This is a genomic window from Chryseobacterium carnipullorum, assembly GCF_003815695.1.
GTDB classification, from domain to species: Bacteria; Bacteroidota; Bacteroidia; order Flavobacteriales; family Weeksellaceae; genus Chryseobacterium; species Chryseobacterium carnipullorum.
Window position 1 is genome coordinate 3343875 of sequence record NZ_CP033920.1, and the last position, 14991, is coordinate 3358865.

11 protein-coding genes are annotated in these 14991 nt (G+C 43.0%); 8 read left to right on the top strand and 3 right to left on the bottom strand.

Annotated elements, in window-relative coordinates; all coding sequences use genetic code 11:
- Positions 1-210 precede the first annotated feature (210 nt).
- The 8 genes from EG346_RS15035 (at position 211) to EG346_RS15070 (ending at position 11260) form a co-directional block, all read left to right on the top strand.
- Positions 211-2451, top strand: a complete 2241-nt coding sequence (locus tag EG346_RS15035) for a TOMM precursor leader peptide-binding protein (protein ID WP_123879675.1) — start codon at positions 211-213, stop codon at positions 2449-2451.
- Between the two features lie 21 nt (positions 2452-2472).
- Positions 2473-3900: a SagB family peptide dehydrogenase gene (locus EG346_RS15040; protein ID WP_164466177.1), complete on the top strand. Its 1428-nt coding sequence runs from the start codon at positions 2473-2475 to the stop codon at positions 3898-3900.
- 11 nt (positions 3901-3911) lie between these two features.
- Positions 3912-5342, top strand: a complete 1431-nt coding sequence (locus EG346_RS15045; RefSeq protein WP_123879679.1) for a radical SAM family RiPP maturation amino acid epimerase — start codon at positions 3912-3914, stop codon at positions 5340-5342.
- The gene (lanM, locus tag EG346_RS15050) at positions 5332-8379 is read left to right on the top strand and encodes a type 2 lanthipeptide synthetase LanM (RefSeq protein ID WP_123879681.1); all 3048 of its coding nucleotides are present in this window, start codon (positions 5332-5334) and stop codon (positions 8377-8379) included. Before EG346_RS15045 ends, lanM begins: the two co-directional genes overlap by 11 nt.
- Positions 8380-8383: 4 nt before the next feature.
- Entirely contained in the window at positions 8384-8842 is a 459-nt protein-coding gene (locus tag EG346_RS15055; protein WP_123879683.1) for a hypothetical protein, read from the top strand.
- Between the two features lie 164 nt (positions 8843-9006).
- The gene (locus EG346_RS15060) at positions 9007-10074 is read left to right on the top strand and encodes a S8 family peptidase (RefSeq protein WP_164466179.1); all 1068 of its coding nucleotides are present in this window, start codon (positions 9007-9009) and stop codon (positions 10072-10074) included.
- Between the two features lie 10 nt (positions 10075-10084).
- A complete protein-coding gene (locus tag EG346_RS15065; RefSeq protein ID WP_123879687.1) occupies positions 10085-10342 on the top strand; it encodes a hypothetical protein in 258 nt (85 codons plus the stop codon).
- A 45-nt stretch (positions 10343-10387) separates the two neighbouring features.
- The gene (locus EG346_RS15070; protein WP_123879689.1) at positions 10388-11260 is read left to right on the top strand and encodes a class I SAM-dependent methyltransferase; all 873 of its coding nucleotides are present in this window, start codon (positions 10388-10390) and stop codon (positions 11258-11260) included.
- Positions 11261-11693: 433 nt separating this feature from the next.
- Here the strand turns inward: EG346_RS15070 and EG346_RS15075 are convergent, their stop codons facing one another.
- The 3 genes from EG346_RS15075 to EG346_RS15090 form a co-directional block, all read right to left on the bottom strand.
- Positions 11694-12422, bottom strand: coding sequence for an SDR family NAD(P)-dependent oxidoreductase (locus EG346_RS15075; RefSeq protein ID WP_073335628.1), 729 nt, complete (start codon positions 12420-12422; stop codon positions 11694-11696).
- An 85-nt stretch (positions 12423-12507) separates the two neighbouring features.
- Positions 12508-13482 (bottom strand): hypothetical protein, encoded by a 975-nt coding sequence (locus tag EG346_RS15080; RefSeq protein ID WP_123879691.1) that lies wholly within the window; start codon positions 13480-13482, stop codon positions 12508-12510.
- A gap of 456 nt (positions 13483-13938) precedes the next feature.
- On the bottom strand, positions 13939-14991 hold the full coding sequence (locus tag EG346_RS15090; RefSeq protein WP_123879693.1) for a glycosyltransferase family 4 protein: 1053 nt from the start codon (positions 14989-14991) through the stop codon (positions 13939-13941).

The window sequence follows — 14991 nt, forward strand, 5'->3', positions numbered from 1 at the left end:
AATAAATATCATTCCGTTCAAAAATCACAATGAGCCGGTTTAGATAAGCTTATTCCAAAAGGTCCGGTATAGCGGGAACCGGGTTATTCGGTTCCCGTTATAGCGGATTCATCCCTAGCGAATGGACAGGGTTTCTGATAGGCCCGATGCTATTTTGGTTTTCCCCGTTCATTTTCCGAAAAATCGTTTATCCTTATAAAAGAGATCAACATGCGTATCCCAAAATTTAAAGATCATATACACCCGATAGTTGTAGAAGACGACAAGCTTATTCTCAGTTCGGAATTTGGCCAGCAATTACTGACCGGCAAGTCGCTTATCCACGTAGCGAAGTACCTGGACGGTGTCAAAACTGTGGACGACATTATTCAGCATCTCGATGGTGTGGTTGATGCACCGCAGATTTTGTATGTACTGTCCCTGTTGAAAGAGAAAAAATATATTTTTGAAACCAAGAATAAATTAAGCGTTTCCGAATCTGCATTTTGGAGTTCTCTCGGTGTGGAAGAAGCTGTGGTACAAAGGAATAAGGAACAGGCTCGCGTCCGTGTCTATACTTATGGTACCGCCGAAAGTAGCAATTTTATCCGGCAGATGGATGCTGGAGGGCTTCCTGTTGTCGGGGAAGCGGAAAACCTTGCCGTAATCTTAACGGATGACTACCTTCAGGATGGCGTTCTTGAAAAGGCCAGGGATTTATGGTATCAAAACATTCCTTTCCTGATGTGTAAACCTAATGGGATAGAAATCTGGCTTGGCCCCATATTCAGACCCGGCAAGACCGCATGTTTCGATTGTTTGATACAACGCCTTATAGCCAACCGCGATGTTGAAGTTTACCTGAAAGAAACCGGTAAAATTAGTACCCCTCTCGTTGCAGCCAGCAGTTTACCTTCAACGATCGATACAAGCCTCAGCACGGCATTGACTGAACTTTTGAAATTTATCGTGCTGGGGCATAACGAGCAATTGGAAAATAAAATGCTGACGATCCATTACGGAACACTGGAAACCCATAAACACGTAGTGGTGAGGAGACCACAATGTAGGGTATGCGGCACACCAGATACAGACAGGATACCCGGAAATATTCAATTTCAATCCAGCCCGAAAAGCTTTATCGACGGTGGTCACCGGTCCGTTACCGCTGAAGAAACCTACAACCGTTTTAAACACCTCATCAGCCCGATAACGGGCATTGTCAATAAACTGGAACGTATTACAAACGGAGATGATGTACTGCAACATGTATTTATTTCTGGTCAGAATATGGCGATAAAAACCAATAATCTGCAATCGTTACGAAAGAACCTGCGAAGCAACAGTTGCGGCAAAGGCGTTACAGAAATTCAAGCCAAAGTCAGTGCAATCGGCGAAGCCATTGAACGTTACTCAGGTGTTTACAGGGGAGACGAGCCACGCCAGCTTACCAGTTTTAAAGCTCTTGGCGATAAGGCCATCCATCCCAATGACTGTATGCTTTTCAGCAAAAAGCAAGTAGAAGACATGAATCTGTGGAATGCCCGCGAAAGCTTCTTTAACATAGTGCCCCTTCCTCTCGAAGAAAATGCAGTTATCGAATGGAGCCCGCTATGGTCCGTTACAAGAAATGAAGTCGTCTATCTGCCAACCGCTTATTGCTATTACAGCCATCCGGATAACGGCGGGGAACATTTCTTCTGCGCACCGGATTCCAACGGATGTGCTGCTGGTAATACACTCGAAGAAGCAGTACTACAGGGCTTCATGGAACTTATAGAAAGAGATAGTGTAGCGATATGGTGGTATAACAGGCTGAAGATGCCGGAACTTGACCTTGAAAGTTTTAGCGATGACTATGCACTCAAACTTAAAGCCTATCACAAAAGCAGGAACCGGGATATGTGGGTGTTGGATATCACCGGCGACAGCGGTATTCCTGCATTTATTGCCATCTCTGCTCGCAACGACCGTACCACTTACCAGGATATTGTATTTGCCCCTGCCGCACACCTCGACCCAAGCATAGCATTACGACGGGCGCTGACCGAGCTGAACCAAATGATGCCCTCTATGGACGAAAGCCTCCCACCGGGCCAATACCGGTATGACGACCCGGAAACCGTACATTGGTGGCAAACGGCAAACCTGGAAAATCAGCCTTACCTGGTACCCGATACACGACGCCCGAAAAGCACTGCGGATAGCTTTAATGTTCCCCGGTTTACAGATATAAAAAATGACCTTGACTATTGTGTTGAGGTTGTAAAAAAGATGGGACTTGATATGCACATCCTTGATCAAACCAGGCCAGACATCGGCTTGCATGTGGTAAAGGTTGTTGTGCCGGGTTTACGTCACTTCTGGGCAAGGTATGCCGATGGCCGTATATATGATGTACCTGTAAAAATGGGCTGGCTTCCGGCCCCTTTAAAAGAATCGGAACTAAACCCGATTTCCATCTTTATTTAATCAACCTTTATCCAGATGACCATGGAACATATCACAGCAAAGAAGTTATCGGAGCTTAAGCTCTCACTGAAACAGAACACCCGGGTCGAGGTAAAAGGACAAGATGGTCTGCTATTTGGTAACCAGGGAAATTTTTTCATGATCGAAAATCTACGTCCTTCTACACTTACTGCGTTAAAGCTCCTGGAAAATAATAAATATACAAAAACAGAACTGGGCAGCATTGCTTTTGAACAAGAGGGCTATGACGGGTTAAACCACTTAAACCTGTACCTCGGCAGACTTGAAAAAGCGGGTTATCTGGCTTACACATTGATGGAGGACCATACCGTTTTTTGCAGTTACGAACAGATGACTGGCACCACTGTTTTTTGCAGGGATCAAATCACCCAACGATTCCGGCTTTCAAAGTTTGCCCTTATCCGCCGTGAAGAATCGCATTTTCTATTGGAATCAGCGCTTGGCCAGGCCAGGATCCTCATCTATGATCAGCGTATCCTGGGGCTTACTTCGCTACTATCCACTTTTACCACAACGGGGACATTAAGCCGGGAGAAGCACATCAGTGCATCTACCCTTGAAGCTTTTATGACCCTGCTGCATACCGGCGACTTCCTGGAATTTGACCCTGTTGTTAACACGCCTTCCCCAGAGGAATTATGGAATTTTCACGACCTGCTGTTTCATACCCGCACCCGGTACGGAAGACATAATTACAATCTGGGAGCGACTTATAGATTTATAAACCGTATTCTTCCCAAGAAGGCAAGCAGGGGAGAAGCAGGGGCATTGGCAGAAGTTTACCTTTCCGTACCGGGTCCGGAAGAAATGCACCTATCGCAGTCACTGGATCATTGTATGGGGCAAAGACATTCTACCCGGGCCTATAACGGTCTCGATCTCCGGTTGCTGAGCATACTGTTATACCGCTGCTTGCGCATCAAGGGTAGCCACCCGTACCCGGTAGCCAACGCGGCAGGTGATACCGCGGAAATAGAAACATTAAGCGCGCCTTATCCTTCGGGAGGCAGTATGTACGAGCTTATATTTTACTTAACCATTTACGAATGTGAAGGGCTCGAACCCGGATTTTATCAATACAATGCGTTTGAGCATAAGTTATGCCTGTTGCAGCATAAAAACAAGGATACCGATACCATGATGTGGTATGCCAGGGCCTGTACCGGCAGTGAGCAGCTACCCCCCGCCGTTATTACCTTCGCCGCCGATTTCGAACGTATGTTCTGGAAATATGAAAATATGGCTTACGCCGCTATTCTGAAAAATGTCGGCGTGGTTTTCCAGACCCTGTACCTTGTTGCTACCGACCTCGGCCTGGGTGCCTGTGCGATAGGCAACGGTAATATTGAGACACTCGGCAGACTGACGAAAAAAACAGTCCTGCAGGAGAGTTCTGTTGGAGAATTTATTTTAGGAAACCATCTATAAATTAGAAAAACATGCAAAAGAGCCTGAGTTACAGAAACAGCTATCACGATAATCTGCATCGTTATGCAGGTTTGAAGAGATTTTTTGAACGCTGGTCGGCCGATCCCGATTTCAAACAAGACCTGATCAACAATACAACGGAGACACTGGAAAAACATGCCATACCGGTCACGCCTGATGACATAAAATACATGATCGATGAGCGAATAACAGAGTTGCCGCAACCAGTACAAACGATGTGGGAAATATCGAAGAGCAAGCAGGATCTTATTCAGTCATTTTACCTGTCTGAAAACCTGCCCAGTCATCGAGGCATGCTTGCCTGGAGGAACCGGCAGATCGCACGCCAGCGATTCGATCTCGGGCCTTTCTTTACGGATACTAATATTCACTCTTCCATGACGGTTGAGTTAACACAGGGATGCTCCGTAGGATGTTGGTTTTGTGCCCTGTCGCCGGATAGCTTTAAAGAAAACTATAATTACGATGACAACCGCGAAGAGTGGCTCGGACTGCTCGATACGATGCATTCCTTTCTTGGCGACGCTATGAAATCCACATTTCTTTACTGGGCCACCGAACCTTTTGACAACCCTGATTATGAAAAATTCTGCCTTGATGTTTATGAATCATGTGGGGTTTTCCCGCCTACCACTACGGCGGTAGCTCATAAAGATACAGAACGCATACGCCGTTTTATAAGGCTTTCCGCAGAGCATGGCTGCTGGCTCAACCGGTTTTCCCTCACCTCGCTCGGCATTATGAGTAAAGTTCATAAAGCATTTAGTGCTGAAGAGCTCGCTGAAGTGGAATGTCTGGCCCTCAATATGAATACCAGCTTTGCTTACGGAAATGCCGGAAATTTCAGAAAGAAAGCTTTGGAACGCCCGGAAATACTATCGCAGCAAGACAATAAGCTACGCAAAGCACCCTGGCATCGTTCTAACCCCGACTACGCCGGATCGGAAGAATATGCCAATGGCAGCATTTGTTGTGTAACCGGCTTCCTGATTAATGCGGTAAGCAGGAAGGTACAACTGATAAGCCCCACAACAGCATCAGATGAATGGCCTTTGGGTTATATCATATTTGCGGAGGCAACCTATGAAAATGCTGCCGGACTGGAAATGATCCTGCAGTCGTGGAGCACGGAGTATTTTAAGGAGAAGCTGCAGGATAATGACATCCTCCGCTTCCATCCCTGGTTGGGGGTAAGTGTGTCACCGGATCGTATCGAAATAAAAGGACGTTTTAATCAGAAGGAAATTATAGAAGAACCGGCCAATCCATCCCTGTACCATCTGATAAAGCAGATCACCGAAGCTCCGGCCAGACTTGCAGATATCCGGCAGTACGCGGCGGCTCACCTTTCCATCCCACCGCAAGTATCAGACTCATTAATTAACGAACTTTATAAAAAAGGCTTCTTTTATGGATGTTAACGAAATAATATCTCCCTCAGCAACAACAGCGCGCTTGCACCGGATTATTGCACTTGCCTGCTCTATTGATGAGCTGATGTCCGATAAGGCTTTTACCTGTTCGGAAAAGATACAAGGTTCCACACCCGCCATAGAGCAGGAGTGGGCAGATATAGTAGGTTATGGCGATGTGGCCAGATTAAATGCGTTCCTGGAGTTCATGGGTTGGGATCAAACCACCTTCTTACGTGCAGTTCAGTCCGATGTGATCGTTGACGATCCGGATTTGTTGCCGGACTGGGCCAGAGCGCTAAAAAAAGTTTTTCATCATCTTTCCGATTTTTGTACCATCCTGTCTCACCCCGGAAATAAGCAGGATAACTCCGTAGAAAGTATATTGCTTCCCTTCGTTAAAATGGCGGAAGCACATGTTATTGCTGAATCGGACAGGCTTGATTTAGGGATCACTTACCAGTCGGGTGCACAGATGGTGCAGGCTATTGGCCGCAGGCTGGTTACGCTTTCTGTTTCTGTACTGGATAACGAGATTTATCTCAACAGTATTATTCCTTCATTTGCCGCTGGTGATAAAACAGCAGACCTGGCAAGTTTTGAGGCATGGCTGCAACGTATCGAACATTACCCCGTTCTTGGCCGGTTACTAGCCGTTGCCTACACCAATTGGGCCGATAGTATCACCGAGTTTTTAGAACGTTTGTCGAGGGATAGGGCGATGATCGCCAAGACCTTCTTCAATACGGATAAGCTCGGTCTGCTTGTGGATTACTCCGGAGATGCGGGTGATGTGCATTGCAACGGAAGATCGGTGGCATTACTTACTTTTTCAGGCGGCAGGAAGTTGGTTTACAAACCCAAGAATTTACAGATCGCCAATAATTTTTTTGAATTGATCACAGAGCTGAATACCGTATTACCCCTGAACCTGGCTACACGCCGGATAGCGGTAATGGGCGACTATACCTGGGAGGAGTTTATCACGCATAAGGAGTGCAGCGAGACTTCTGAGTTCCCGGCTTTTTTCCGGCGGATGGGTATGCTTACCCGTTTGTTCCAGTTGTGCGGTGCCCGGGATTTCTGGCTGGACAACCTGGTGGCACACGGAGATCAACCTGTATTTGTCGACCTGGAAATGGTGATTCAGCATATAAAAGAATCAGGTAAAGACCTGCTACCGTCAGAGCAAAATGCATTACAGGAACTGGAAGAGTCCGTGATCAAAATCGGCATCATTTCTTTCCCTACGCCGATAGGCATGGGCGTAAAAGCTGAAGATCTGGGTACCCTGGCTGCCATCAAACCCTTTTCTTCTCCTTTCAAACTTTCGCTGGCCGCCGATAACAATATCAGTATAGGGATCAAGAAATCGGAGGCGGGATATATTACCTGGGAAAAAAAGGATTACCTACCGAGTGTCAAGGGAGTATTTGCCCTTTCTTCGGATTATATGGAGGAGTTCCAGCAAGGTTATGCAGAAATGAATCATGCTCTGGTACGCTTAAAAGATAAGCTGCTGGCGGAAAACAGCTGTCTTCATCAATTCTCGGACGCTCTCCTGCGGTATATCCACCGCGATACCTGGACTTATATGCGTATTATCAAAATTTCGACCCATTCACAAAATCTGGTTGATGGTATCATCAGGGATAAATCACTATTCTCACTGTTCAAAGAAGTATGGGAAGACAATAAACTGAATGAGGAAAAAGCAACCATCCTGGCCAATGAGATTGTGTCGATGCGCCATCTGGACATCCCGCTTTTTACGGCCACGGGCGGCAGCACACAACTGAAGGTGGATAAGACTGTATTTAACTATTTTGACCATAGCGCCCTGGATTTGATGATCGACCGTTTACGCTCGATCGATTCATTCGACATCAAAAAAAATCAGCAAATCGTTTCCAGCACCTTCTATTGCGGGGATCATGCAGCACCTGTAGGCGGCTATAAAGAAATAACCGGGCAGGTGCCAATTCCGGACTGGGCTGCACAGGCAAAGGCTTGTGCCTCTCTGATCATGAATCAAGCTATAAAAAGCCCGAAGGGTGATATGGCCTGGATAGGCTTGGATTATCAGCCACATATAGGGACTTATATGCTGGAGGTACTGAAGCCTGACCTGTTATCGGGTACCTGCGGTCTGAGCATGATGTTTATCGATCTTTACCGGGCGTATGGCCTGGAAGATTATAAAACCTATGCGTTGGGCAGCCTGGCCTCCACCTTATCCGTTGTGAAAAATTCTATAGCCAACTTCACTCACCTGGACCTGGTATGGGGCACTACAGACAAACCCTTATTACTTGGCGCTTATGCAGGGATCGGATCCCAGATCATCGCTCTGGAATATGCCGCGCGGCATTTGCAATCTGCCGAAGCCAGGACCGCTTTACAACTTTACGTCGATGCAATTCCCCTCCAGCAACTCCGGAAGTATACTTCCCCGGATTTTATCAGTGGTTACTCCGGGTTGCTGTTCAGTCTTCACGGGCTTAAACCGGCTGGGGAACTGGCAGAACTTACCCGGCATTCTTTCGAATCCAAAAGCGTTTTCCCGGGATATGCAAGACCGCTGGAGGTACTGCCTTCCTTACAACCGGGGTACGACTACCTCGACCAGATCATGAAGGGGCAATCCGGTAATTTTTCATTCGGGCAATCCCCGGATATGGGAACTTTATTTACAGCTTTGGAGTACAGGTATGATCAAAACAGCGCCAATGTTTATCAAGCATTTCTGTCCCGGGATATCCGGCAGTTAACAGTACAACAGCTGATCGATTATGCAGAACTGGCGCTAAATCTATCTGATATTACCGGAGACAGACAATACCTCGTACAGGCAAGTCATTTTGCTGCAACGATCGTCTCCAGGAAAGAGCAAACAGGCCAATGGTTTGCCGATAGCTGGGCTTCCGATATACACCTGTTGTCCGTTATTCATGGAACGGGTGCATTATGCCATTTATTTTTAAGGTTAGACCAAGCCGGAAAGTTTGGTTCCTTCCGTCGTTTAAATTCTTTCAAAAATCTATAACCCAATGATAAATATAAATACTGAAACACCATCCATTGTTCGCCTGGACCCTTACTGGGACGCTTATTTCCGTTGGCCGGCCGACTATTTTCCCTTTAACCTGCCGGCTTGCTCTGTTGAAAAACACCAGTATGACGTTGATCACCAGAACGAAGCGACTGTTACCTGGGACATCAGCTATAACCTTGAGCTGGAATGTGGCCTGGTATCTGCAGAAAAGCATCTGCTTCATGATATGCAGCCGCGAAAAGGTAGGAGCGGAGAACATTTCCGTGTCACGCATCTCCTTAGCGAAGATCAGCTAAGCGGCCCGGTCGGGTTTACCTTTACCTGGGCCTTTTATATTCCCATGCCGGCGTATATGCCTAAGCATCCCATGGGGATAATACAGCTCGATCCGCAGGAACTAAAAGGAAAAAATACCGTAATCACAATCAGGGATACCAGACCCAAAAATCAATAGTTATGGCAGTTAAAATCGTTATTCCATCCAAAGCCTTTTTGCAGGATTTGGAGTCCAGGGGACAAAACCTCAGAAGTGCAGGCCCCCATCTTAATCTCTATTCAGCAAAAGGTAAAACCGCCCATATTCATGATCTTATTCAAAATGGGCCATATCAACAAAAGATGCGATCGGCACGTGCTGCATCCCGGTCGCAGGGCGTTTATCACACGCTCGATAATCTTTGTACTTTTATTATGGACGAAGAGCAGATCGATGAATCTTACTTCAAAGATACTTTTGGCGCCACGATCAGGGAAAATGTAGAAGTGGCATCGGTTACACCTGCAGAAATATCACAGGAGTCACAGGCAAAATTACCGGAATTCTGGCATAAGAAAAAGCTTAACCTGGATGGCAGCCTTACCGGGAGGAATATCAATGTAGGCGTTATCGACAGCGGAATTTACGCAAGTCACCAGGAGTTTGCCGGCAAGCAGATAACATTTGCAGAATTTGACAGTGTCGGTAGACTTGTAGGCACAACCCCGAAAGATTATGGTACTCATGGTACCCATGTATGTGGTCTGCTGGCCGGCAGAAATGCAGGGGTAGCACCGGATGCTTCGCTGACTGTAGCGGCCTGCCTTACGGAACGCGGTGGTACCGCAGGATACCTGGCGCAAATACTGGGCGGTCTGAATTACCTGCTTGAACAAGGCCGTGACAATGATACGCAGGCGGGAAGAGTACATCTGATCAATGCCTCCATAGAATCTGCATCTGGTTTTAATGATTACCTGCACGGTGCCCTGGACATGGCGCTTACGGATCCGGGCACTCTGATGATTGCAGCAATAGGCAATAACGGAAGCAAAGGAAAAAACAGCGATTCCAGCCCGGGTAATTATGATCTTACACTGGGGATCGGTGCCTTGGACGAAAATGACAAGGTAGCTTCTTTCTCCTCCTGGGGCACAGTAGCCCAGCTGGGCAATATCAACAAACCGGACATCAGTGCTCCGGGGGTCTGGCTGTACTCCAGCCTGTCAGGACCTGGGAACCAATACTTCAAACAAAGCGGCACCTCAATGGCTTCGCCGGTAGCAGCAGGGATAGCGGCACTATTGCTGGAAAGGCAGCCCGAACTGATCACGCAACCGCTAAAGCTCAAAGAATTATTGCTTAATATGGTAATACCTTTGCAAGATACAGAGCGGGCCGGCAAAGGCAGAATCAATTTAAGCAGCTAAAGAAAGGGTCATGAAAAAAGAAGAAATCAGTTTCCTGGTAAGTTTATCAGATACCCGATCGCTTGCACCAGATGCAAAGGAAGCAGACAGAGACCGGCTCATAGCATTAAAAACCCGACTGGAACAAATGGACATCAAAGTGGAGCATTTAGAAATGCTGGGCCAACTGGTTATTTATGCACCGGAAGAAGTCTGGAATAAAGCAATAATGGAAATAGCATCACTTACCGGTCAGGATTTTCAGATTGAGCCGAACCGTTTGTTGTAAAATTAAATAACTCCTTTTAACGGGCCAGAAATAAGTAACAGCATTATGGATAACAGAGAAAAATTAACCCTAGATAACAGGTTCGCACAGGTGGCGCGAAGGGCGGCCATCATAGCAAAAACTTCGGATCCCTGGATCAGGTGGCATGCTTACCTCACCCGATGGACAGAAGACGCCTGTCTTGCTATTCAGGAATTGATGGAGGATATGCCATTGCCGGCTGCTGCCCTTGACGTTGCTACAGGAACGGGGACACCGGTACTTGATCTGGCGAAGGCCTGGCCTCAATGCCGTTTTGAGGCGTGTGATATTGCCACAGAATCGATCGAAATTGCCGGGCTGCTGGCACAGGAAGAAAATTTGTCCCATATCTCGTTCAAAGTGTGTGCCGCAGAAATGCTGGATTATCCCGATGCCAGCTTCGACCTGCTTACCTGCTTTTTTTCCCTGATGTACCTCAGGCATCCATCAGGGGCCATAGATCAGTTTTTGCGCGTACTCAGACCAGGAGGACATATGGTAATCACGACCTGGACCGGCGACAACCAGTTGTTCCGGCTCGTCAAGGATACATTCGCTATGGAGGACCATAAATATCCCGACGGCCAGGATCCTTTTATGTTTTCTGACACCCAGACGCTTAAGACGTTGTTCGAAGATAAGCCCGTCAGCAATCTTCTGGTAGTATCAAGAAAAACCGTTTTGAACTGGGAAGGCAGCGAACAGGAATTGTGGGGCTTTTTCAAAGACTGCAATCCCATAATAAATACATTATTGTCTGCGCTTTCCGGTGATGAACGCCAGGAAAAGGAACAACATATTTATTCGCTTTTGTCTGGTTTTAAAACGGGCGGCCATATTCTTTTTGAAGCAGATATGCTGGTGTGTTCGGTACAGAAAAATGCTCTGCCTCTTTAATAGATTTAAATTTCAGTCAGATTGACCACCAAGTTGATGGATTAAATTTGAAATACACTATTACTGATTTTTTATATTCTTAGCGTCATACAAAAAACACCAACTATGGCTCATAAAATGACAGATATGTTCTATTATTTTTTGAAAGATCTTAAAGCAGAGAAATATTTTATTGAATTAAACGCTAATATTCTAAAAGAAATCTACTTACGGTTATTTTCATCGTTTTAAATTGATGAAGTAAAATTCCGGATTTACTCTAGTTTGTTTTGTACGGTTTACGGATTGGTTATATTACTTCGGAGCTTTGTGATGGCAGTGAAATAGGGGTACAGAAGCCTTAATAGTACTACAAAAATTCAATCGAAGTACTGTTGATGAATTTGCAGCATCTTCTGCCTGAAGTACAGCAGCGAGCTATCGGTAGTCCTTTTTATAAATTAAAATCATTCATTGCAGGCATATTAATTTCCTTTACGCAGCTTGCGTTAGAAGTTGATATAATGAATTTCAAAGCACCAATAACGTCTTGTAAAGGAATTAGTTTTCCTTCTGTTTGCTCTATTATAGTTTCGATATTTTCATCATCTTCAAATTCGGTCGCTAAATATCCTAAGTTTACTATTGAAACCCCAATTTTATACTCACGGAGATTTTCTCTTAATGAATGTACTATACCCCTCAATGCAAACTTTGTGGCAGAAAAAGTTACTTCTTTTCCATTGTGATTATCTAATCCCCAAGTTGAACCCATTAAAATTATCTTGGCGTTTTCAGATTGTTTTAAATTTTCAATTACTGATTTGATGTTCAAAATACAAGATGTGATATTTGTATTGATCATATTGGCTATTTCAAATTCAGAATTTTCTTCAAAACTATATTTTTCCGTAAAAGCATTACTTTCCCATATTCCAACATTATAAATAAAATAATCGATTTTTCTATTCCCGATATTTTCTTTTATAATTTCTGATGAATTTTTCGGGTCTGACAAGTCTGTGCTAATCCAAGTTACATTCGATTTTTCATTTAAATAATTAGGCTTACTTCTTGAAATTCCAAATACTTCATCATTTTCAGTAGGTAAGCTTTTAGTAATTGCTTTTCCGAGACCTTTACTTATTCCAAAAATTAAATATGTTTTTCTTTCCGTTTTCAAATTTTTCTGTTTTTAAGGATTATCGATAACTGTTTTTGGAGCTTCTCATTTAATGTATTCAAATCAAGTCTCAAAAGCCGATTTTTTATTTTTCGTAATCGGTATGTTTGCTTATTTCAAACTTTTTTGAGGATTCTCCATCTTTAAGTTTATAGGCTACTTGTCTTATTTTTTTGGTTTCCACATTGTTTTCAAAAACCGGAAAACGTTGAACTAAATTACCTTCCATCAATGTAAATCTATCTTGTCCATTATAGCCAATGTTAATCTTGTTATTTTCTACAGTGGGTTGGAAATATACAGAGCTCATAGATTTTTTGTTGTTTACAGAATAAGCATACACATTTTCTTTATTACTGCTATCTTTGGTAAATACCACCAATTCTGGTGAGCCGTCGGCATCTAAATCATCTACTTCTGCATTTACAACTATTTGGTTGTTAATGTTTAGGGTTTCTTTGAAATCATTTGGAAGTCCGAAAGTAGAGATGCTGAGTTGTGTTGCTCCATTTTTTTCAGTAGACGAAATATTAAAGCCAACATCTTGTAAATTGAGAACTTTACTGAACTTTGTTTTATCAATTTGAGTTTCGTCCAACGGCTCATTAATTTTGGTATAAGTATCTGCAATACTCGCTCCGCCTGAACAATAAAAACTGAGGATGCTGCTATCTTCTTTTTTCTCGGTTTCGATGGTAATACCATTTTCACTAAAACGAAACATTACTTTTTTATCTTGAACAACCGATGTGTAAGTATTTTCATCAAATTTTTGGGCAATAATATCAAATGTGCAAGTAGGTTTCTTTTTGTCTGCTCTTGAACGAACTACGATTTTTAATTGATTGTCGCTTTCTTTACTCACAATAACAGCAACCCAATCGTATCCTTCCTTTCTTTGGCTGTAGGAATTGTTAACATAGTTTCCTTCAAAATTAACATTTTCAGCGACTTTTTGTTCTGTTTGATTTTCTTTTTCTTGCTTTTTGGTTTCAGTATTACAGCTGTAAACTAATAGAGTCATTGTTGTAATGAATAGTATCTTTTTAAGATTTTTCATGACTTAATATATTTTATTGTCTGATTTTATTGTCTGCTGTAAAGGTACCACTAATTAACGGGTCGTCTATTGCCAAAACGATTTTAGCTGACGTACTTTTTAAGATTTTTTCCAAATTTTTTTCAGAGGGCTAATTCTAATATTTCTCCGGGTAAACCATCGAAATCCTTGAATTCTTTTGATGCAAATTTTCTTGGAAATTAGTGGTTGTTTAATGTATGGTTTTGATTTTCAGTATTATAAAATGTGTTTTTTTAATCTGATGTCTGAAATTCAAAAAAAGTGAAATTCATATTTTTCAATGTCTTTTATCGACAACCAAAAAACTGGAATATTTTACAAAGGATATCAAGTGTTTTACCGCCCGAATCATTTTAGGCCTATTAAGCAAATTTTCAAGACTGCCTCTTATATGATTTTATTTTCATTTATAAAATCTGTTCATTAATTCTCTATTTATTTTATCTTTTTCTTCCAGGTTACAAATAGATTGATCGTTTTGATCAGCTTAAATATTAGGATGAAAACAAGGAAGGATAATAATACGGTGTAAATTGAATAGCTTTTGAAAAAGATGATCTGAATAGCAAGAACGAAAACATTGATTGATAAAAAGATCAAAGTAATTTTTTTGTGAGACAGACCCAGTTGTAAAAGATGATGATGGATGTGTGTTTTATCTGCTTTGAAGGCAGATTTTCCTCTTAAAATTCTATCAGTATATACTCTTACAGAATCTATGACAGGGATGGTAAATACAAACAGAATGAAGAAGATACCATAAGGTAAATGAGGTGTACTGTGGTCAAATTTCGTAATATAAATACCCAGACAAATTAATAGATATCCTAAAAATAATGCCCCGGAGTTTCCTAAAAATATTTTGTTTTTTTGAGAAAAATTGTATTTGAGAAAAGCCAGGATACTTCCAATGAACAAAATGCCAATTTTTGCAAGGCTAATGTTGCCTTCTATAAGTGTGATAATGAAAAACAAAACAAAACCTATTCCTGCAACGCTTCCTGCTAATCCGTCTATTCCATCGATCAGATTAAAGGAGTTCACTGCAGTGGTAATAACCAAAACGGTAAGAATATATTGCAGGTAAATGTTGATTTCATAGACTCCTAACAGTCCGTACAAAGAAGATATTCTGATTCCGGATGTTGCTATTATTACACTCACACATAGTTGTATCCCCAGCTTATAGATTGCCCTGATGTCCGTTTTGTCATCTAAAGCTCCTACTAATAGCATAATGTATGAAGTGATGATGATGGGAAGCATCTCTTTCAGGCTGTTATTTACGGTGACACCCATTAGCAAAATAACAACAATACCTATTACTAAACCTCCAATTAAAGGAATTGCCTTGTGATGAACCTTTCTTGAATTGGGAACATCTACTAATTTAAGTTTTTGGGCAGCAGTTCTCATCAGCGGAATGATACACATCGATAAAGTGAAAGCAAGAATTCCCAGTATGGATAGTTCTATACAATTTTTCAT